We start from the raw sequence: 20,202 nt of genomic DNA, 5'->3' as shown, positions 1-20,202 counted from the left end.
TCTTGCCATGGTCTGGTCCATTCTGCGGGAGGCGGGGACCGGCCGATCCTCACCGGACCCGGCGGCCGCGTCAAGAGTTTCGGGCCGGTACACCGAGTGTTAATTTTTGCCATGAACTAAGATCGGGCGAGTCATCCGGGCACGCGCCGCCGGTTCCGCCACTTGGCGGTATACGGCAGCGCGAACAGGTAGAGACCGCTGAACATCAGCAGGAAGAGCGGCGGCAGTGGCGTGTAGAGCACCCACTGGGCCGGGTCGCCCTGTGCCACGACCACGAAGCACACGATGACGGTGGCGACGAAGACGAGGGACGTCCACCGGTGGAACGTCCGGATCCGCTTGCTCACGAGAACCTCCTGGAGTCGTTTTGCCTGATGGCGAAGACGCTAGGGATCCCGTGGGCACCGACGCTTCTCGATTCCTGATCGGTCCGCTTGACCTCCACATTACTTGAGCTTTTACCTTCGCTGGAAACGAAGGGAATCACTCATGACCGTCTTGGTAACCGGCGCCACCGGGAACACCGGCCGCCACGTGGTGGCCGAACTCGTCCGCCGCGGGGAACGCGTCCGGGCACTCACCAGGAACCCCGCCGGGGCACGGCTTCCGGCAGGCGTCGAACTGGTGGAGGGCACGCACACCGCGCCCGAAACACTCACCGATGCCTTCGAGGGCGTCACCCGCCTGCACATCACCGTGACGGCCGGGCTCGCCGACGTCGGCGCCGATCTGGTCAAACGCGCCGTGGCCGCGGGAGTGCGGCGCATGACCATCGTCTGGGGCGGCTACGTCGGGCCGACGGAACAGGCCATGGCCGAGTCCGGGGTGGAGTGGACGCGGCTCGAGCCGCAGGAGTTCATGTCCAACGCCCTGACCTGGACCGACTCCATCCGCACCGGGAAGGTGGTCCGTGAGCCGTTCGACCTCCCGAGCGCTGTGGTGCACGAGGGCGACATCGGCGCCGTCGCCGCCACCGCGCTCGTGGAGGACGGGCACTCCGGCAAGGTCTACAACCTCACGGGCCCGGAAGCGCTGACCACGAGCGAACGGATCGCCATCCTCTCCTCCGCGCTCGGCCACGACATCGCGCTGGAGCGGATCACGCGACAGCAGGCGATCGACCGGCTGCTGGCCGAGGGCGTCTCGGTCGCGGACGCCGAATACGTCATCGGCTGGCACAGCGATCCGCCGGTGGAGGCGCGCACCGTGGTCGACACGATCGAGAAGGTGACCGGACGCCCTGCCCGCACGTTCGCGCAATGGGTCGCCGAGCACGCCGACCGGTTCAAGCCGTGAGCGGTCAGACCGCCTTCACGATCTCCAGCACCGGCGCCGTGTGCACCGTGCGGATCGCGCGCAGCGCGCCCAGCCGGTGCGTGAGGTAGCGGTGTAGCGCGACGGCCATCCACAGGAACGCCTGCGTGGTCACGCCGTACAGGGCCGCGCTGATCTCGACGTCGAAGAAGAGCGCGCCCCGTGCGCGCAGATCCGCCAGGCGACGGGCCGCGGTCGCCGGCGCCAGTCCCGCCGCCGCGGCGAGATCCGCGATACTCGCTCGGCCGTCCTGCCGGAGGGCGGCGATCAGCGCGTGGTCCGCCGCGGTCAGCGGAACTTCCTCGGTGACGGATTCCGGCGGCCGCAACGCCTCCTGCTGCTCCTCCGTCAACGCGGCGACCCGCCCGCGCCACGCCGTCGGGCCGCCGAGGTAGGTGTGCAGGATGAAATGCGCGGACACCGCCGTGACGCTCGCGGTGCGCCGGATGTCGTGCAGCAGCATGGCGCTCTGCTCGTGTCTCGGCGTGTGCGCGATCGTCACGATCTCCGTGCCACCCGAGGTGAGCTTGACCAGGACGTGTCCGGCCGTCTCGCCAGCGACCGGGCGAGCGTCCGCGCGGTGGCCGGCTGCGCGCTGAGCCATTCCGTGGCGCAGGCGTTCTCGCTCGCGGCGGTGCTGGTGGTGGCGACCCATGGTCGCCACCGCGCTGATGCCCCGGACCACTTGAGGGAAAACGAAGGCGACGGTGAGCGTTGGCCCACCGTGGTCGTGAGTGACGATTCGGGTTCTAGCCCGAATCGCCACTCACGACCACCCGGACCGGCACGCTCACTACCCCTCGGCGGCCTTGAACCACGCGCCGATCCCGGCGAGCGCGCCCGGACCGTAGTCGCCCCTGACGTCGTCGGCCAGATCGGCGATGGTGACGGCGCGCAACGCCGCCCGCCACTGGATTTCGGCGTTCGCCATCGCGCGGCTGATGGCGCACGGCGTCGTGCACGCCTCGGGCGGCGTCGCCATCGGGCCGCGCTGCCGGATCTCGGTGCAGACGAAGGCCGGCCCGGGCCCGTCGATGGCTTCGACGACGTCAAGCACCGTGATCTCCGAAGGCGGCCGGGTGAGGACGTAGCCGCCGGCCTTCCCCTGCACCGACCGGATGAGGCCGGCCCGGGAAAGCGCCTGAAGCTGCTTCGCGAGATAACTCGGCGAGACGTCGTGCAGCTGCGCCAGGCGCGCGGCGGGCGCGGGTTCGTCGACCGAGGTCAGCACGACACAGCAGTGCAGGGCCCACTCCACCCCACCGGACATCTTCACCCGGATGACTCTAACCCGCCTCTTGACTCGGACACAATCTGTCCGAGTATTATCTCGGACATGAGGTGTCCGGGTTACGGACGCCACCGACGAAGGGCACTGGGCCATGAAATTCGCGATCATCGGCGGGACCGGGCTGATCGGTTCGCAGGTCGTGCGCGACCTGAAGGAGGCGGGGCACGAGGCGGTGCCGCATTCGCCGTCCACCGGGGTCGACCTGCTCACCGGCCAAGGGCTGGACAGCGCGCTCGACGGCGCCGACGTGGTCGTCAACCTCACGAACTCGCCGACCTTCGACGACGCCTCCCCCGCGTTCTTCCGGACGTCGATGGACAACCTCGTCGCGGCCGCGAAGAAGGCGGGCACCGGGCACTTCGTGATCCTGTCGATCGTCGGCGTCGACCAGGTGCCCGAGCTCGACTACTACCGCGCGAAGACGCTGCAGGAGGACATTCTCAAGGAGAGCGGCCTCCCCTACTCGATCGTCCGCGCCACCCAGTTCATGGAATTCGTCGACGCGGTTCTGTCCTGGACCTCCGACGAGACCGCGGTCCGCCTGCCCAGTACGCCGATCCAGCCGATCGCCGCGGCGGACGTCGCCGCCGCCGTTTCCGAGGTGTCGGCCGGGAAGCCGCTGAACGGCACCCTCGACGTGGGCGGCCCGGATGTCTACCCGCTGGACGAGCTGGGCCGGATCACGTTGTCCGCCAAGGGAGACACGCGTCCGGTGACCGTCGACGAGACCGCGGGCATGTTCGCCGCCGTCAAGGGCGACGTCCTCACCACGAAGGACGGCGCCCGCATCGCCGAGACCCGCTACCCCGACTGGCTCAAGTAGCGGCACAGCGCGTGAAGGCCGCCTTCCCTCGGCTCAGCCGAGAGAAGGGGGCCTTCACGCGCTTCGGATCAGCTCGGCAGCAGCGCCGGAGCCGCGAGACGGCTGGCATTCGCCGCTTCGTCGTCCGGCTGGGCCTGGGCGGAGCGCTCCGCCTCGACCCGCGCGAGGTAGTTGGTGACCTCGCGCTCCTGCTTGTGCGAGTCCCAGCCCAGCAGCGGCGCCATCAGCTCCGCCACCACCGGCGCCGCCGTCACACCGCGGTCCCGCTCCTCGATGGAGATTCGCGTGCGCCGTGTCAGGACGTCCTCCAGATGCAGGGCGCCCTCGTGCGAAACGGCGTAGACGACCTCCGCCTTCAGGTACTCCGCCGTCCCCGGGATCGCTTCGCCCAGTTCGGGACGTTCCGAGATCGACTCCAGAATGTCCTCCACGGCGGTGCCGTAGCGCTGGAGCAAGTGCTCGATGCGGCCGATCGGCAGGCCCGCACGCTGGGCGAGCGAGTGCCGCGCGCCCCACATCTCGTGGTAGCCCGTCGCTCCGACGATCGGCAGCCGCTCGGTCCACGACGACGGCGCGGGACGGCCGAGGTCCTCCACCGCGACGTCGACGGCGTCGGCGGCCATCACGCGGTACGTCGTGTACTTGCCGCCGGCCACGATCACCAGACCCGGCACCGGATGCGCCACGGCGTGCTCCCGCGACAGCTTCGTCGTCGACGTCGCCTTCGCGGCCAGCAGCGGCCGAAGCCCCGCGTACACGCCTTCGATGTCGTCTGCCGTGATCGGCGTGCGCAGGACCGCGTTGAGGTGGTCGAGCACGTAGTCGACGTCCGCCTGGCTGGCCGCCGGGTGTTCGCGGTCGAGGTCCCATTCGGTGTCGGTGGTGCCGACGATCCAGTGCCGCCCCCACGGGATGACGAACAGAACACTCTTCTCGGTACGCAGGATCAGCCCGGTGTCCAGGTCGATCTTCTCGCGCGGGACCACGAGGTGGATGCCCTTCGACGCGCGCACGGTGAACGGCGCGGGGATGCCCGCCGCTTCCGCCATGTCGTCGCTCCACACGCCGGTGGCCGCGACGACCGTCTTCGCCCGGACCTCGATCTCCGCGCCGCTCTCGCGGTCGACGACCTTGGCGCCGACGACGCGTTCGCCGTCACGGATCAGCGACGTGACCCGGGCGCGGGTGAGGACGGAAGCACCCTGTTCCGCCGCGGTGCGCGCGATCATCATCGTGTGGCGTGCGTCGTCGACCTGCGCGTCGTAGTACTGGATGGCGCCGATCAGGGCGTCGTCCGCGAGGCCGGGAGCGACCTTGCCCGCACCGCGCTTGGACAGGTGCCGGTGCCGCGGCAAGGCCCGCGCTCCGCCGAGGGTGTCGTAGAGCGTGACACCCGCGCCGATGTAGCCGCGTTCCCAGACGCGGTGCTTGAGCGGCACGAGGAACTTCACCGGCCGGACCAGGTGCGGCGCCAGCGTCTGCAGCAGCAGGCTCCGTTCCTTCAGCGCCTCGCGGACCAGCTTGAAGTCCAGGTTCTCCAGGTACCGCAGCCCGCCGTGGATCAGCTTCGACGACCGGCTGGAGGTTCCCGCGGCGAAGTCACGGGCCTCGACGAGCGCGACGGAGAGCCCGCGCGACGCCGCGTCGAGCGCGACGCCGGCACCGGTCACTCCCCCGCCGACGACGAGTACGTCGATCTCCTCGCGAGCGAGCTTGCGCAGCGTCTCGGCACGGTAGACCGGGGAAAGCGGTACGGGTGTCACTCTGTTCCTCCTGTTCATCGGGCTCACTCGACCTCGACCCAGTCGAGCGTGCGGCCGACGGCCTTCTGCCAGCCCGCGTAGCCCTCGGCACGCTGTTCGTCCGTCCACGACGGCTCCCAGCGCTTGTCCTCGTTCCAGTTCCGTTCCAGTTCGTCGGTGCTCTTCCAGAACCCGACGGCGAGCCCTGCCGCGTAGGCGGCACCGAGCGCGGTGGTCTCCGCGACGACCGGCTTCGACACCGGCACACCGAGGATGTCGGCCTGCAGCTGCATGCACAGTTCGTTCGCGGTCACGCCACCGTCCACACGCAACACGTCGAGCGTGACGCCCGAGTCGTTCTGCATGGCCTCGACGACATCGCGGGTCTGGTAGCAGATCGCTTCGAGGGTCGCCCGCGCGAGATGCGCGTTGGTGGTGGCCCTGGTGAGGCCGACGATCGCGCCGCGCGCGTCGGATCGCCAGTACGGCGCGAAAAGCCCGGAGAACGCGGGGACGAAGTACACGCCACCGTTGTCTTCGACCTGGCGGGCGAGGCTCTCGCTCTGGGACGCGCCGCTGATGATGCCCAGCTGGTCGCGCAGCCACTGCACGGCGGAACCCGTGACGGCGATCGAGCCCTCCAGGGCGTACACCGGCTTCTCGTCGCCGAACTGATAGGCCAGCGTCGTGAGCAGCCCGTGCTTCGAGCGCACGACCTCGTGCCCGGTGTTCAGCAGCAGGAAGTTGCCGGTGCCGTAGGTGTTCTTGGCCTCGCCGGGGCGGAAACACACCTGGCCGACGGTCGCCGCCTGCTGGTCGCCGAGCACGCCGGTGATGGCGACCTCGCCGCCGAGCGGGCCGTCCGCACGGGTGACGCCGAAGCGGCCGTTGTTCGACGACGGCGCGATCGACGGCAGCATCTGCTTGGGGACGCCGAAGAACGACAGCAGTTCGTCGTCCCACTCCAGCGTTTCCAGGTCCATGAGCATGGTGCGCGACGCGTTGGTCGGGTCGGTCACGTGCACGCCGCCGTCGGGCCCGCCGGTGAGGTTCCAGATGAGCCAGGTGTCGGTGGTGCCGAAGAGCGCGTCACCCTTTTCGGCGTCTTCGCGGACGCCCTCGACGTTCTCCAGGATCCACTGCAGCTTGCCACCGGAGAAGTAGGTGGCGGGCGGCAGACCGGCCTTCCGCCGGATGACGTCGCCCTTGCCCTCGCGCTCGAGCGCCGACGCGATCCGGTCGGTGCGGGTGTCCTGCCACACGATGGCGTTGCAGTAGGGCCGCCCGGTCCGGCGGTTCCACACCACCGTGGTCTCACGCTGGTTGGTGATGCCGAGCGACGCGAGATCGGCGGCGGTCAGCTTCGCCTTGTTGAGCGCCGTGGCGATGACCGAACGGGTCCGCTCCCAGATCTCGGTGGCGTCGTGCTCGACCCAGCCCGGCTTCGGCAGGATCTGCTCGTGCTCGAGCTGGTGGCGGGCGATCTCGTTGCCGCCGTGGTCGAAGATCATGAACCGCGTGCTGGTGGTGCCCTGGTCGACGGCGCCGATGTAGTCAGACATGGTTTCTCTCCTAGGAAACGCGCTCGATGTCCTTGGCGGGCAAGGCTTCCGGTTCCGGGTCGGCGGGCAGGTAACGCTCGATGAAGAACTTGTAGATCGCGCCGCCGATGACCGCGCCGATGACCGGCGCCACGATGGGGATCCACCAGTACGGATAGCCGTATTGATCGGTGAACGCGGTGTCGTAACCGGTGAGCCAGGACATCAGCCGCGGGCCGAAGTCGCGGGCCGGGTTGATCGCGTAGCCGGCGTTGGTACCCCAGGCCATGCCGATCGCGACCACCAGGAAGCCGACGACGACCGGGGCGAGGTTCGCGGCGGGCGCGGTGTTGCGGAGGTCGGTGATGGCGAAGATCACCAAAGCGAGGATGGCCGTTCCGATGATCTGGTCCCGGAAGGCGCCCCAGTCACCCACCGGCAGGGTTCCGTTACCCGGAAGAGTGGAGAACACACCCTGGGTCTTGATCGTCAGGCCGGGGTCGGCCGCGTTGAGCACCTCGGTGTAGTTCCAGCGCACCAGCAGCGCGCCCAGGAACGCGCCGGCGGTCTGCGCCAAGGCGTACGGGGCGACCTTGCGCCACGAGAAGCCCTTGAACACCGCGAGCGCCACGGTGATGGCGGGGTTCAGATGCGCGCCACTGATCCGTGAAGCCACGTAGATACCGAGCGTGACACCGATACCCCAGGCCCACGCGATGCTGTCGTGGTCCCCGATGCCCGCGGCGACGACTTGAGCCACCACCCCGCAGCCGAACAGGATGAGGATCATCGTCCCGACGAACTCCGCCGCCAGTTCGCCCGCCAGTCCGCGAGCTTTGAGGTTTCGCACCATTGCTTCCTCCACAAAGGACACCGTTGCCCTGTTGAGGCCGAAGTTAAGTTCGTGGAAACCCAGGGTCAACGGACACCGGTCGGCATTGTCGAACGCCCGGAGACGATGTTCGACATTGTCGAATCAGGGCCGGTCGGGCTACGGTTGAGCCGTGCCCGGTCCGATCCAGTCCATCGAGCGCGCCGCCGCGATCCTGCGGTTGCTGGCGCGCGGTTCGGGGCGTCTCGGCGTCGGCGAGATCGCCGATTCCCTCGAACTCGCCAAGGGAACCGCGCACGGGATCCTGCGCACCCTGCAAGGGGTCGGCTTTGTCGAACAAGACCGGGACACCGGGAAATACCAACTGGGCGCGGCACTGCTGCATCTCGGGACGAGCTACCTCGACGTCAACGAACTCCGGTCGCGCGCGATCAACTGGGCCGACGCGCTGGCCGCGCGCAGCGGTGAAGCGGTCCGGATCGGCGCACCGCTGGAAGGCCGCGTCTTGGTGGTGCACCACGTGTTCCGGCCCGACGACAGCCTTCAGACCCTCGACGTCGGCACGCTTCTGCCGTTGCACGCGACCGCGCTCGGAAAAGTACTTCTGGCCTACGACACCGGTCTCGTGGCATCGTTGCGCACCGGCGAGCCGGAGGCCTACACCCGCCGGACCCTGGTCACCCAGACCGCGATCAAACGCGCCTGTGGCAAGGTGCGCGAGGCGGGCTGGGCGAGCGAGAACGGCGAGATGATCACCGGCGAGGCCGGGATCGCGGCGCCGATCCGCGGCCACGGCGGCATCGTGGTCGGCGCGATCGGGGTGTCCGGCGCGACGGAACGGATCTGTGAAGCCGACGGCAGCCCGATCCCGCGGCTGCTCGGCCACGTGCGCGACGCGGCACGGGCGGTCTCCCGCGATCTCGGCGCGTCCCGATGGTGATGGAGGTGCTCGCGTGGTCCAGCGCTACGTGATGTCGATCGACCAGGGCACCACCTCGACGCGGTGCATCCTGTTCGACGCGCGCGGCAGGCTGGTGTCGGTCGCGCAGCGCGAACACCAGCAGCACTTCCCCCGGCCGGGCTGGGTCGAGCACGACGCGACCGAGATCTGGCGCAACGTCGGCCGGATCGTGCCGCAGGCGCTGGCCGACGCCGGCGTCGAACCGGCGCAGGTGGTCGGCCTCGGCATCGCGAACCAGCGCGAGACGACGGTGCTGTGGGACCGGCACACCGGCAACCCGGTCGGCCGCGCGATCGTCTGGCAGGACACCCGCACCGACTCGATGCTCGAACAACTCGCCCGCGAGCCGGGCGCCGACCGCGTCCGGCGGCTGTGCGGGCTGCCGCTGGCCACGTACTTCTCCGCGCCGCGGATCCGGTGGATGCTCGAAAGGACTCCTGGCCTGCGGGAACGCGCCGAACGCGGCGACGTGCTGTTCGGGACGGTCGAGAGCTGGCTGATCTGGAACCTGACCGGCGGGCCCGAGGGCGGCGTCCACGTCACCGACGTCACCAACGCCTCGCGCACCATGCTGATGAACCTGCGGACGCTGTCGTGGGACGACGAACTGCTGGAGTTCTTCGACGTCCCGCGCGCGATGCTGCCACGGATCCGGCCGTCGACCGAGGTGTACGGGACGACGTCACGGGTGGTGCCGGGGATCCGGATCGCGGCGGCGCTCGGCGACCAGCAGGCGGCGTTGTTCGGCCAGACCTGCTTCGCGCCCGGCGAGGCGAAGTGCACGTACGGAACGGGCAGCTTCCTGCTGCTCAACACCGGCCCGACGCCCGTGCTCTCGACCCACGGCATGCTGACCACCGTCGGGTTCAAGATCGGCGACGAGCCCGCCGTGTACGCCCTCGAAGGGTCGATCGCCGTCACCGGATCGCTGGTGCAGTGGTTCCGCGACGGGCTCGAACTGATCGGCAGCGCTCCCGAGATCGAGACACTGGCGCGGACGGTCGAGGACAACGGCGGCTGCTACATCGTGCCCGCGTTCTCGGGCCTGTTCGCGCCGCACTGGCACAGCGAGGCGCGCGGCGTGATCGCCGGGCTGACCTCGTACATCACCAAGGGGCACCTGGCCAGGGCCGTCCTGGAGGCGACGGGCTGGCAGACCCGTGAGGTCGTCGACGCGATGAACGCCGATTCGGGGCTCGCGCTGTCGACACTCAAGGTCGACGGCGGCATGACCGCCGACAACCTGCTGATGCAGTTCGTCGCCGACGTCCTCGACGTGCCGGTGGTGCGCCCGATGGTCGCCGAGACGGTTTCGCTGGGCGCGGCGTACGCAGCCGGGTTGTCGGTCGGGTACTGGCCGGACCTGGAAGGCCTCCGCCGGAACTGGCACCGTGCGGGACAGTGGCTGCCGAAGATGGACCCCGCCCGCCGCGACAGCGAATACTCGCACTGGCGCCAGGCCGTGGAACTGACGTTCGGCTGGATGCGCCCGGGTCCGACCGCCGCTCCCCCGGGCTCCGACCTGGTCGAGGTCGTCCTGGCCGATCACCGCCGGATCGAACAGCTGTTCCGGGATCTCCGTAACGACGAGGCCGACCGTCCGGCGCTGATCGCGGAGCTCTCGGCGGCGCTGGTCGCCCATGCCACCGCGACCGAACGGATCGTCCGTCCCGATGCGACGGAGCGCGGGCTCGCGGACGAGCTTCTGACCGTGCTCGAATCCACCGACCCCGAGAAGGCCTTGGTGGTACTGGAGAATTCTGTGGACGCGCATATCCGCGCAGAGGAACGCGGGTTGCTGAACGACCTCCGGCGCACGCTGTCCACTTCGGACCGCACCGGCCTCGGCCGGGCGTTCGTGGCCGAACGGCAGCGGCAGCTGGACCTCGACTGCGGCTCCGCCGCGCACGTCCGCGAGCAAGGCTCCCGGCTGCGCCTCTCGTGACGTGCTACCCTGTCGCCGTGCGCCGCTGGACTCGACTCGTAGTCAAGCGCGCCGGCTGAACCAGGTCGCCGGCGCGCATTCCGGCGACCCCTCGATACGGGGCATCTTCCGGGACCTGGCCCTCCATGGCCTGTACGTTTCCCGCCCTTGGAGTCCACGATGTCCGCTGTTTCGTTCCAGATCCCCGCACCTCGCTCGTCCATGCTGGTCCGCCGCCGGATCGCGACCTACTTCGTCGGTGGCGTCGAGCAGATCCCTGGCCTGGTCGAGGCGCTCGGCTGCCTGGTCCACGACCTGTCCGTCGATGTCCGCGACGGGGTCCGCGAAAGCACCATGACCTGCGCGGTCCTGATCGACGCCGATGAGGTCGAGCCGCTGCTGGAGAGGCTGCGCGGGCTGACCTCGGTCGTCTCCTCCGAACTGGTCTGACCGCCGGTCACGGCCCGGAATCCGTGACTCGCGTGATCAGACACGGAACTCACGTGATTGAAGGCGGATCTCACGAGTTACGTCTCCAAGCACGCGAGTTACGTCTCTGATCACGCGAGATCGGCGCATACATCCCCTATGCCCGAAGTTCCTTGCACGGTTCCATGCAGCCGGTCAAGGAAGAACCATCCGCGTATTGACTTGGTTAAGAAGCCTTCTTAACTTCGATTTCATGGCCGTAACTCCGCGGAACAGCAGGTCTCAAGCCTATCGTCGGCTCAGTCTGGCCGAGAAACACGACAAGTTCGTCAATCAGTACTCGCGGCGGACCCTGTTCCGCGTGGGCGCGGTGAGCGGCGCGGCACTCGCCGCCGGTGGCGTCCTCCTCCCCGGATCGGCCGCGGCCTCCCCCGGACCGACCGTGCTGCTCAACGCCGACAAGGTCGCGGGATCGGCGCTGCGTCCGTTCGGACGGCATATCGCCTACGGGGCCGACCCGTCGCAGCAGGTCGTGGTCTCGTGGCAGGTTCCCGCGGCGGTGACCGCGCCGTTCGTCCGGATAGGCACGGCCCCCGGCGACTTCAGCCCGCCCATCCCAGCCGAGGTCAGGGCGCTGACCAGCCAGATGTCGTGGCAGCACCCGGTCGAGGAAGTCCCGCCGAACAGCCCGAAGTCGATCACCCAGTACTACCTCCACGCCCGGATCGACCGGCTCCTGCCCAACACCACGTACTACTACGTCGTCGGCCACGAGGGTTACGACCCCGCCACCAGGCTCGGCGAGATGGCGAGTTTCCGCACCGCTCCCACCCCGGGCGGCGACGGCACGTTCTCCTTCACCGCTTTCGGCGACCAGGGGGTGGGCTACAACGCCGTCGCGACCAGCAGCCTGATCGCGGGACTCGACCCGGCCTTCCATCTCGCCATGGGCGACCTGAGTTACGCCCTCGAAGGCGAGGGCGGGCATCCGGAGGAGGACCAGTACGACGCGCGACTCTGGGACTCCTTCTTCGTGCAGAACGAGCCCGTCACCGCGGGGATCCCGTGGATGATGGCGCTCGGCAACCACGAGATGGAGGGCTGGTACTCCGAGGACGGGTACGGCGGCGTGCGGGCGCGTTTCACCATGCCGGACAACGCCTGGGACGGCTCCACCTGCATCTACTCGTGGCGCTACCAGAACGTCGGGCTGATCAGCCTGGACGGTAACGACGTCTGCTACAACAGTCCGTCCAATCTGGACTACACCAAGGGCAAGCAGCTCAAGTGGCTCAGCAGGACGCTCGCCGCCTTCCGCGCCGATCCCACGATCGACTTCATCGTCGTCTACTGCCACCAGTGCACGTATTCCACCTGCCATTCCAACGGCGCCGAACTCGGTGCACAGAAGGACTGGGCTCCCCTGTTCGACAAATATCAGGTCGACCTGGTACTCAACGGCCACAACCACATCTACGAACGCACCGACCCCATCCGGGCGGGCAAAGCCGTCAAGAAGGTGCCGTCGCGAGGGACGACCGACCCGGTCAAGGACGGAACGACCTACATCACCGCGGGCGGCGGAGGCGGAAGCGTCTCCGAATTCCCGGCGCCGGACACCTACCTGGGCCATGAGACCGCCAACGACACTCCGGTCCCGATGAAGTACTCGGAACGGGACGGCCAGGATCGCACCAAGAAGGTCACCTGGTCCCGTGTCCGGTTCCGCGGCTACAGCCTGGTCGCGGTCGACGTCATCGCGGGTACGGGCACCACACCGCCCAAAATGGACGTCCGGGCGATCAGCGCCGACGGCACCCTGGTCGATCAGATCATCGTGCAGCGTTCCTGAGCAGGCACATCCACCGGACGAGGGGTCCACATCGGCCGATCGGCCGATGTGGACGCCCGTTTTCCCGGCCCATTTCCCGAAGCGAGAAAGCGCCTTCCATGTAGTCGGCCGCTGTTACGGAGTCATGACATGAACGAGACGGGGCCACGATGATCGCCTCTGAACATCGGCAGCATGCTCGACCAACGAACCACGCCCATCGCGGTGCCGGGCACGAACCGGCGAACACGCCTTCGCGTGACGATCCTGATCGTCTTCCTGGCGATCGCCGCGATCCTCGGCTACGTGGTCTTCCGCGTCGGCACGGAAAGCCTTCCGGCCCCCGAACGACGCGACGCCACCGTGGTCTTCGACCGCACGTCGGACGAGCAGGTGATCGGCGACCGGGGCTCGGAAAGATTCCGCACGGCGTCGGTCGTGAAACTGTTCATCGCGCTGGACGCCGTCACCCGCAAGGCGAGCAGGACCGACGAATCCCACATCCACCGGATGCTGGCGAAAAGCGACGACGCCGTCGCCAACACCCTCTGGACCAGAAACGGCGGGCCAGCGATCGTCACCAGGACAATGGCCGCCGCGGGTCTGAAGAACACCACCCCGCCCGCCGACCCGGGCCGCTGGGGCGACACACTGTCCACAGCGGACGACGTCGCCGCGGTCTACCGCCACATCCTCGCCCTGCCGAAGGCCAAACGGAACGTGGTGCTCAAACCGCTCCGGGAGGCGACGCGCACCGCCGCGGACGGGTTCGACCAGCATTTCGGCATCCCCTCGGCCTTCCCCGGCCTGCCGTGGGCCGTGAAGCAGGGCTGGGCGGCCGGCCGGGGTTCGGTGGACGCGCACACGACCGGGCTCGTCGGTGAAGGCGACCGCTACATCGTCGTCATGCTGTCCGCTTTCGCCGACGGCACGAGCCTCGACGTCGCGACGGCGGCGGTCACCTCGGCGGCCGTGTCGCTGGCTCCCCGTCTGCGAAAGTGACTTCGGCCGCGTTCTCCACGGTCGCCCTGAAAGCGCTTACCAGGAGCTCGGTGAAACAGGCCCAGGAAGCTGCCGACATACCGCCGGTCTGGGCTTTGAGCGCGGCCAGTTGCTCGCACGCCAGCGGCGCGACCCGGTCCATGAACTGCCCGAGGAACCGCAGCGCAGCGGCGGGCGGCACCCCGGCTCCGGCGAGCTCCGCCACCGCGCGCGAAACCGACGGGCGCACGACGGACGGCGTTCCCGCATCGTCCCGCCCGAGCACGCCGTGCCGCTCCAGGCAACGGACGACGGAGGGCTGGTCACGGGCGATGTCGGCCATCGCCGCGTCCAGCCGCTCGACGCCGTCCACTGTGGTCGTTCCGAGCATCGCGGCGATGGACACCAGGTTGAAGCCCTGTTTCTGCAGCATCGTGATCCGCCGCAGCCGCCGCAGGTGGGCCGGGCCGTAGTAGGCGGACCTGCCGTGCCGCACCGGCGGGGCGAGCAGGCCCCTCGTCTGATGGGCCCGGATATTGCGCGCCGACATGCCGACGATCGTGGAGAGTTCTTCGATCGTGTATCCGGCCGGTCTCGGCGAAAAGGGCTTCACACCGACCAGCTTAACCAATGGTCGGATGAGTGCACCATGAAGCCGGGGCAATGGCACCGCCACTGTCAACCGGCTGAATCAGCGAGTTGCCATAAGTTGATCGGTTCGCGCGCCCGAACACAAGGTGAACGCCCGGTTTACATGGTTTCATGTCAAGCAATGCCGGTTTTGAGGCGTTCCGCGCCCGCCGACTGCTCCAGTCAGGCGATCTTGATGGGCCAAGGACCCCCCTGCCGTTTAAATGCACCTGAGATATCTGATGTCTCGACTCTGTCGACGCCTGCGGAGCGCCGCTGAACCCCACGGTCGGTCGTCAAAGTTTCAACCTTTTCCCCAGGAGGTTTCAATGTTCTGGAAACGGATCGCGGTCGCGGCCGTGGCCGCGACCGGGCTGGCCACGGCGCTGGTGGTGTCCCATCAGGACACACCCGCCGCCGCGGGCACGCCCGCTGCGGCGGCGGTGCCCCAATTCGACCACATCGTTCTCGTGATGTTCGAAAACAAGGACTACAAGGAGATCAGCGGCAGCTCGAAAGCACCGTACTTCAACCAACTCGCCTCGCAGGGAGCCAAGTTCACCAAGGCGTACGGGACGACGCACCCGAGCCAGCCGAACTACATCGCCCAGTTCGCGGGCTCGACGCACGGTGTCGACAGCAACAAATGCCAGGATCTCGGGAACAAGGAGAATCTCGCTTCCCAGCTGGCGGGGATCGGCAAGAAGTTCGTCGGTTATGCCGAAAGCATGCCTTCCGACGGCTACACCGGCTGCACGAAGGGAAAATACGCACGCAAGCACAACAGCTGGGTCAGCTTCGGCAATGTGCCGTCGTCGGCGAACAAACGGTTCTCGTCGTTCCCGAGCGACTTCACCAAGCTGCCGGACGTCGCTTTCGTGACCCCGGACCTGTGCAGCGACATGCACGACTGCCCGGTCGACACCGGTGACAAATGGCTGAAGAAGAACCTCGACGCCTACGCGCAGTGGGCGAAGACGCACAACAGCCTGCTCATCGTCAATTTCGACGAGGACAGCGGGACGTCGGTGAACCAGATCTTCACCACGTTCGTCGGTGCCCACGTGAAGCCGGGCAGCTACAGCGAATCCATCAACCACTACTCGATCCTCCGCACGATCGAGGCGGCGTTCGGCCTGCCGGGCATCGCCAACGCGGCGAACAAGCCGCCGATCACGAGCGTCTGGCGGTGATCGGGTGAACTCCGCGGGCGTGTCCACTGTGGACGCGCCCGCGGGGCGCCCGCGACCCGTCTTGACCATGAGGCACGCCATGAACCCGGCGGAGTCGTAGCGAAGGAGGCCTTCACGGCCGAGTGAACCCGGACACCTCAATAGTTCTTTGACTCCCCGCAGGAAGGCACGACCGTGAACACCCGCACCCGCGTCCTGATCGCCGTCACCGGAACACTCACGCTGGCCGCGGCCGCCGTGATCTACGTCGGGGCGGCGGGCGCGCGCAACCAGGACGCCGCGTCGGCGGGCACCAGCGACGCCGTCACGCTCGAAGGCCCGCGGTTGCTGTTCCGCAGCACCGCCGACGCCGACCGCGGCCACGTGTCCAGTGTCAGCGCGGCAGATCCCGGCGGGGCACGGGCGGTGTCGACCGTGTCCTGCGGCCGGGTCCACGCGGCGGGCGGCACCGGGATCTGCCTGCGGCCGGAAACCGGGCTGACCACCTACCAGCTGGCCGTGCTCGACCGCCGTCTCGCGGTGACGCAGGAGATCCCGCTGGTCGGGGTGCCCAACCGGGCGCGGGTCTCGGCAGACGGGAAGCGGCTGGCGTGGACGGTGTTCGTCACCGGCGACTCCTACAACGGCGGCCGGTTCTCCACTCGCGCCGGCACCCTCGACCTCACCACCGGCGACGTCGAGGGCACGCTCGAGGACTTCGCCGTGACAGTGGGGGGCAAGCCGTACAAGGCGGCCGACGTCAACTTCTGGGGCGTCACCTTCACCCGGCAGCCGAACCGGTTCTACGCCACCATGTCGACCGGCTCCCACCGGTACCTCGTCGAAGGCGACTCGACGGCCCGGACCGTGCGGACCGTGCGGACCGTGCGGGACAACGTCGAATGCCCGTCCCTCTCCCCCGACGAGACCCGCATCGCCTACAAGTCCGCCGTCGACGGCGACCCCGCGAAGGGCTGGCGGCTCTCGGTGCTCGACCTCGCGAACGGCACCGTGACCGCGCTGGCCGAGACCCGGAGCGTCGACGACCAGCCCGCCTGGCTCGACGAGCGCACCGTCGCCTATGCCCTCCCCCGCACGCCAGGACACTCCGACGTCTGGTCGGTCCCCGCCGACGGCACCGGAACGCCGCGGCTGCTCATCCCGGAGGCCGAGTCGCCCGCCGCGCTGCCCTAGGCTGCCGCGTATGAGGGCCGCGCTGCTGATCGTCGACATGCAGGAAATGCTCGTTCCCCTGGTCTGGCGCGGCGAGGAACTGGCGGCCGGGCTCGCCGGACTCGCCCGGCGAGCCCGTGAGAACGGCGTTCCGGTGATCGCGCTGCGGCAGATCGGCGCCCCCGGCACCGACTTCGATCCCGCGTCGCCCGGCACCCGGGTCAGCGCGCTGCTCGGTCTCGAACCGGTCGACCTGGTGATCGACAAGACGGCGACCGACTCCTTCTACCGCACCGGCCTGGCGGGACTGCTGGTCGACCGGGGCGTCGACACCGTGGTGCTGACCGGGCTGGCCACCGACTACTGCGTCGACGCGACCGCCAGGGCCGCCCAGAGCCACGGCCTGGACGTCGTGCTGGTCGCCGACGGCCACGCGCCGTCCGCCGACGGGGATCCCACCACGGGCCTGACGGCCGAACAGGTCATCGCCCGGCACAACCTGCTTCTGAGCACGGCGATCCATCCCGGTGGGCGGGTGCGCGTGGTGCCGTCGGCGGAGGTCGAGTTCACCGGCCCGTAGGATCGGCCCGCCATGATCACGAACTTCCTGCTCGACCACTCCGCCCTCGTGCCGGTGGCGATCCTGCTGGTCGCGCTCGTCTGCGCCGTCCTCGGCCGTCTGTTCGTGGACAGGCGACGGATCCTGTGGGCGCTCGCCGGGGTGTCCTCGCTCCCGGTCTTCGCGCTGACCTTGGTGCCGACAGTGCACACGATCGACGAGATCCTGTGCACCGTCCAGTTCTCCGTGCCCACGCTGGGAGCGGTCGAACTCCTGGCCAACGTCGCGCTGTTCCTCCCGCCGGTCTGTTTCGCCGCGCTGGCGTCCCGGCGACCGGTGACGATGCTCGCGGCGGGTTCGGTGCTGTCCGCCGTGATCGAGACGCTCCAGGCGCTCGTGCCCGCGATCGGCCGTGCCTGCGACACCAACGACTGGCTGATGAACACCATCGGCGCGGTCCTCGGTGCCCTCATCGCGGCGGGCACGGCGTGGCTGGTGGACCGCCGCGCTCAGTCGGGCAGTTCGACCGGCGCGATCTCGTCGTAGACGTCACCCGGTCCCGGGTTCGCCGGGTCCGTCTCGCCACCGAAGTGGTGCAGGACGCCCCACACCGCGTTGAGCGCCGTCTGGACGGCGCCTTCGGCCCAGCCGGCGGTCCACGAGATGTCGTCGCCCGCCAGGAAGAGACCGCGGTGGCGCTCCTCCAGCCGGTCCTGCTTGAAATGGGTGAACAGCCGGTGCTGGTACCGGTAGTGACCGGGCAGGTTGGCCTTGAACGCGCCCATGAAATGCGGCTCGGCCTCCCACGACACGGTCACCGGGTCGCCGATGATGTGCCGCCGGACGTCGACGCCCGGATAGATCTCCTTCAGTGACTGCAGCATCACCTCGACCCGCTCGGAGACCGAGAGCGGCAGCCACTTCAGCGAGTCGTCGGCCCAGGTGTAGGACAGGCAGATCACCGCGGGCGCGTCCGGGTCGTCGCCGAGCAGGTACGTGCCGCGCGGCATGCGGTCGGTGAGCGTCATGCTCATCGTGTCGCGGCCGGTCGCCGGGTCCTTGTCCAGCCAGAAGGGCCGGTCGACCGGGACGAAGACCTTCGAGGACTCCATGTAGTGCGTGCGCTCGATCGCCGTCCAGTGGTCGATCGGGAACAGCGCCTCGTCGCATTCGATCTTCGACAGCAGCATCCAGCTCTGCGCGGTGAACACCGCCGCCGGGTAGGTGCGGATGCGGCCCTCGGTGTCGGTCACGGTGATGTTGTTCGGCGCGGTGCGGTGCAGCCGGGCGACGCCGGGGTTCGGGCACCCGCCGTGCAGCGAGCTCAAACTCGTTCCCACGGGCCAGAACGCGATGTCCTCGGGCGCGTGTTCCCAAAGCCGCAACGGGAGCTGCCTGCTCCCGCCGACGATACTGCGGTGCTCGTCGTCGGCACCGGTGTAGACCACCCGCAGGATCTCCAGGATGGAGTTCGGGAAGTCGGTGTCCCAGCCGCCGGTCCCGAAGCCGACCTGTCCGAAGATCTCACGGTCGCGGAAGGACGCGAACGCGGGCGAGTCGCAGAGGAAGCCGTAGAAGGTCTGGTTGTCCAGCTTCGGCACGAGTTCGTTCCACAGCCGCTTGATCGTCTTGACGTCGCGTTCGCGGATCGCCTTCTGCATCTCGGTGAACGCGGCCTGCTCGGACAGTGTGCTGTCCCAGGCGGCCGCGACCTTGCCGAAGACGGCGGGAAGTTCGTCCGCCGTGCGCGCGTAGTGGCTCTCCCCCTTGAGATCGACGACGGTGCTCGGCGTTCCCGCAGCCAGCGGGTTCGGGAACGGTGTCGTCTCCAGGCCGACCTTGTCGATGTAGTGGAAGAGCGCGGTCGACGCCGGCGGGAAGCGCATCGCGCCCATCTCCGCGACGACGTCGTCCGGGCAGCCGGGGAAGTTCACCGTGCGCAGGCGGCCGCCGATCTCGGCGATCTCGTACACGACCGGGCGCAGGCCGAGCCTCATCAGCTCGTACGCGGTGACGATGCCGGAGAGGCCGCCGCCGATCACCGCCACCTCGGTGCCGTGGCGCTCGGCGGGGAGCGAGCCGAGCCCGGCGGGGTCGGCGAGGAAATCGTCGTAGGCGAACGGGAAATCGGGGCCGAACATGGTGATCGGACGGCCCGTGGATTCGTCGTGGTGGATCGCGGTCGGGAGGGCGGAGGTCATGCGGAAAGTCCTCGGTACAGATCGGGCCTTCGGTCGGCCAGGTGGGTGTTCTCCAGACGCGACGCGGCGAGCGCGTCACGGGTGACTTCGGCGCCGATCAGCTCCGGACCGGCGCCCGCGCGAGCGAGCACTTCGCCGGTCGGGGCGACGACGCAGGAACGGCCGCAGTAGTTCAGTTCCTGTTCGGTGTCGCAACGATTCGCGTAGGCGACGAACAGCTGGCTCTCGTAGGCACGGGCGGGCACCAGCGTGTCGGCGACCAGTTCGTAGGGGCTCATCAGCGCGGTCGGCACCACGAGCAGTTCGGTCCCCGCCAGGGCGTGCGCCCGCACCAGTTCGGGGAACTCGACGTCGTAGCAGATCAGCAGGCCGACGCGGAGACCGCCGAGGTCCGCCTGCACGACCGCCTCGGCGCCCGGCTCGAACCAGTCACGGTCGATATCGCCGAACAGATGCGTTTTGCGGTAGTTCGCCAGACGTTGTCCGCCGGGGCCGATCAGCTGGACGCTGTTGTACACGCGGCCGTCGGCGGACTCGGGGTACCCGTAGGCCAGTGCGATACCGCTTTCCCTTGCCAGCGTGGACATCCGCTCCGCCGTCGGACCGTCTGCCGGTTCGGCGAGTTCGTGGGAACGGGCGCCGATGTGGTAGCCGGTGGTGATCATCTCGGCGGCGATCACGAGATCGGCGCCCGACGCCGCGACGGCGGACGGCAGCTCGGCGGACGAGCCCTGATGGACGGCGACCTTCATACCGACGACGATATCCACCGTTTCGATGCACCGATAAGGGCAAATC

At 68.7% G+C, this 20,202-nt stretch carries 20 protein-coding genes; 11 read left to right on the top strand and 9 right to left on the bottom strand.

Going from position 1 to position 20,202, the window contains the following annotated elements; genetic code table 11:
- Positions 1-131 precede the first annotated feature (131 nt).
- Positions 132-347 carry a hypothetical protein gene (locus tag AC069H_RS10070; RefSeq protein ID WP_478232019.1) on the bottom strand — a complete coding sequence of 72 codons (216 nt, stop codon included), beginning with the start codon at positions 345-347 and terminating at the stop codon, positions 132-134.
- Positions 348-489: 142 nt separating this feature from the next.
- Between AC069H_RS10070 and AC069H_RS10065 the strand changes: the two genes are divergently transcribed.
- Positions 490-1,296, top strand: coding sequence for an NmrA family NAD(P)-binding protein (locus AC069H_RS10065; protein WP_478232018.1), 807 nt, complete (start codon positions 490-492; stop codon positions 1,294-1,296).
- Positions 1,297-1,300: 4 nt separating this feature from the next.
- Here AC069H_RS10065 and AC069H_RS10060 read toward each other — a convergent pair whose 3' ends face one another.
- Together AC069H_RS10060 and AC069H_RS10055 are read right to left on the bottom strand one after the other, a co-directional pair.
- Positions 1,301-1,969, bottom strand: a complete 669-nt coding sequence (locus AC069H_RS10060) for an AsnC family transcriptional regulator (RefSeq protein ID WP_478232017.1) — start codon at positions 1,967-1,969, stop codon at positions 1,301-1,303.
- A gap of 138 nt (positions 1,970-2,107) precedes the next feature.
- Positions 2,108-2,590, bottom strand: coding sequence for an RrF2 family transcriptional regulator (locus AC069H_RS10055; RefSeq protein ID WP_478224715.1), 483 nt, complete (start codon positions 2,588-2,590; stop codon positions 2,108-2,110).
- Positions 2,591-2,696: 106 nt separating this feature from the next.
- On the opposite strand from AC069H_RS10055, the gene AC069H_RS10050 reads away from it, so the two are divergent.
- Positions 2,697-3,428 (top strand): SDR family oxidoreductase, encoded by a 732-nt coding sequence (locus tag AC069H_RS10050; protein ID WP_478232016.1) that lies wholly within the window; start codon positions 2,697-2,699, stop codon positions 3,426-3,428.
- Positions 3,429-3,496: 68 nt separating this feature from the next.
- On the opposite strand, the gene glpD is transcribed toward AC069H_RS10050, so the two are convergent.
- Genes glpD through AC069H_RS10035 form a run of 3 tightly spaced genes read right to left on the bottom strand, consistent with a single transcriptional unit; the run spans position 3,497 to position 7,564 of the window.
- Positions 3,497-5,209: a glycerol-3-phosphate dehydrogenase gene (gene glpD, locus AC069H_RS10045; protein ID WP_478232015.1), complete on the bottom strand. Its 1,713-nt coding sequence runs from the start codon at positions 5,207-5,209 to the stop codon at positions 3,497-3,499.
- Positions 5,210-5,214: 5 nt separating this feature from the next.
- Entirely contained in the window at positions 5,215-6,732 is a 1,518-nt protein-coding gene (gene glpK, locus AC069H_RS10040; RefSeq protein WP_478232014.1) for a glycerol kinase GlpK, read from the bottom strand.
- Positions 6,733-6,742: 10 nt separating this feature from the next.
- Entirely contained in the window at positions 6,743-7,564 is an 822-nt protein-coding gene (locus AC069H_RS10035) for an MIP/aquaporin family protein (protein WP_478232013.1), read from the bottom strand.
- Between the two features lie 151 nt (positions 7,565-7,715).
- On the opposite strand from AC069H_RS10035, the gene AC069H_RS10030 reads away from it, so the two are divergent.
- The 5 genes from AC069H_RS10030 (at position 7,716) to AC069H_RS10010 (ending at position 13,690) form a co-directional block, all read left to right on the top strand.
- Entirely contained in the window at positions 7,716-8,483 is a 768-nt protein-coding gene (locus tag AC069H_RS10030; protein ID WP_007033228.1) for an IclR family transcriptional regulator, read from the top strand.
- 13 nt (positions 8,484-8,496) lie between these two features.
- Positions 8,497-10,449, top strand: a complete 1,953-nt coding sequence (glpK, locus tag AC069H_RS10025) for a glycerol kinase GlpK (protein WP_478232012.1) — start codon at positions 8,497-8,499, stop codon at positions 10,447-10,449.
- A gap of 159 nt (positions 10,450-10,608) precedes the next feature.
- Positions 10,609-10,878, top strand: a complete 270-nt coding sequence (locus AC069H_RS10020; protein WP_340685579.1) for a hypothetical protein — start codon at positions 10,609-10,611, stop codon at positions 10,876-10,878.
- 232 nt (positions 10,879-11,110) lie between these two features.
- Entirely contained in the window at positions 11,111-12,709 is a 1,599-nt protein-coding gene (locus tag AC069H_RS10015) for a purple acid phosphatase family protein (protein ID WP_478232011.1), read from the top strand.
- Between the two features lie 174 nt (positions 12,710-12,883).
- Entirely contained in the window at positions 12,884-13,690 is an 807-nt protein-coding gene (locus AC069H_RS10010; protein ID WP_478232010.1) for a serine hydrolase, read from the top strand.
- On the opposite strand, the gene AC069H_RS10005 is transcribed toward AC069H_RS10010, so the two are convergent.
- On the bottom strand, positions 13,647-14,282 hold the full coding sequence (locus tag AC069H_RS10005) for a MerR family transcriptional regulator (protein WP_478232009.1): 636 nt from the start codon (positions 14,280-14,282) through the stop codon (positions 13,647-13,649). The two genes, AC069H_RS10010 and AC069H_RS10005, sit on opposite strands and share 44 nt — an antisense overlap.
- 346 nt (positions 14,283-14,628) lie before the next feature.
- On the opposite strand from AC069H_RS10005, the gene AC069H_RS10000 reads away from it, so the two are divergent.
- The 4 genes from AC069H_RS10000 to AC069H_RS09985 all read left to right on the top strand — a co-directional run bounded on the left by AC069H_RS10000 (position 14,629) and on the right by AC069H_RS09985 (position 17,749).
- Positions 14,629-15,492, top strand: a complete 864-nt coding sequence (locus AC069H_RS10000; protein WP_478224722.1) for an alkaline phosphatase family protein — start codon at positions 14,629-14,631, stop codon at positions 15,490-15,492.
- Between the two features lie 174 nt (positions 15,493-15,666).
- Positions 15,667-16,665 (top strand): TolB family protein, encoded by a 999-nt coding sequence (locus AC069H_RS09995; RefSeq protein ID WP_478232008.1) that lies wholly within the window; start codon positions 15,667-15,669, stop codon positions 16,663-16,665.
- Positions 16,666-16,675: 10 nt separating this feature from the next.
- The gene (locus tag AC069H_RS09990; RefSeq protein WP_478232007.1) at positions 16,676-17,224 is read left to right on the top strand and encodes an isochorismatase family protein; all 549 of its coding nucleotides are present in this window, start codon (positions 16,676-16,678) and stop codon (positions 17,222-17,224) included.
- A gap of 12 nt (positions 17,225-17,236) precedes the next feature.
- Positions 17,237-17,749, top strand: a complete 513-nt coding sequence (locus tag AC069H_RS09985; RefSeq protein WP_478232006.1) for a VanZ family protein — start codon at positions 17,237-17,239, stop codon at positions 17,747-17,749.
- Here AC069H_RS09985 and AC069H_RS09980 read toward each other — a convergent pair.
- Both AC069H_RS09980 and AC069H_RS09975 read right to left on the bottom strand, forming a co-directional pair.
- On the bottom strand, positions 17,713-19,404 hold the full coding sequence (locus AC069H_RS09980; RefSeq protein WP_478232005.1) for a flavin monoamine oxidase family protein: 1,692 nt from the start codon (positions 19,402-19,404) through the stop codon (positions 17,713-17,715). The genes AC069H_RS09985 and AC069H_RS09980 overlap by 37 nt on opposite strands.
- On the bottom strand, positions 19,401-20,156 hold the full coding sequence (locus tag AC069H_RS09975; RefSeq protein ID WP_478232004.1) for a carbon-nitrogen hydrolase family protein: 756 nt from the start codon (positions 20,154-20,156) through the stop codon (positions 19,401-19,403). The genes AC069H_RS09980 and AC069H_RS09975 overlap by 4 nt, the downstream gene beginning before the upstream one ends.
- Between the last annotated feature and the right edge of the window lie 46 nt (positions 20,157-20,202).

The organism is Amycolatopsis sp. NPDC043887 (genome assembly GCF_056435665.1).
This window is presented reverse-complemented; position numbering and strand designations above follow the sequence as displayed.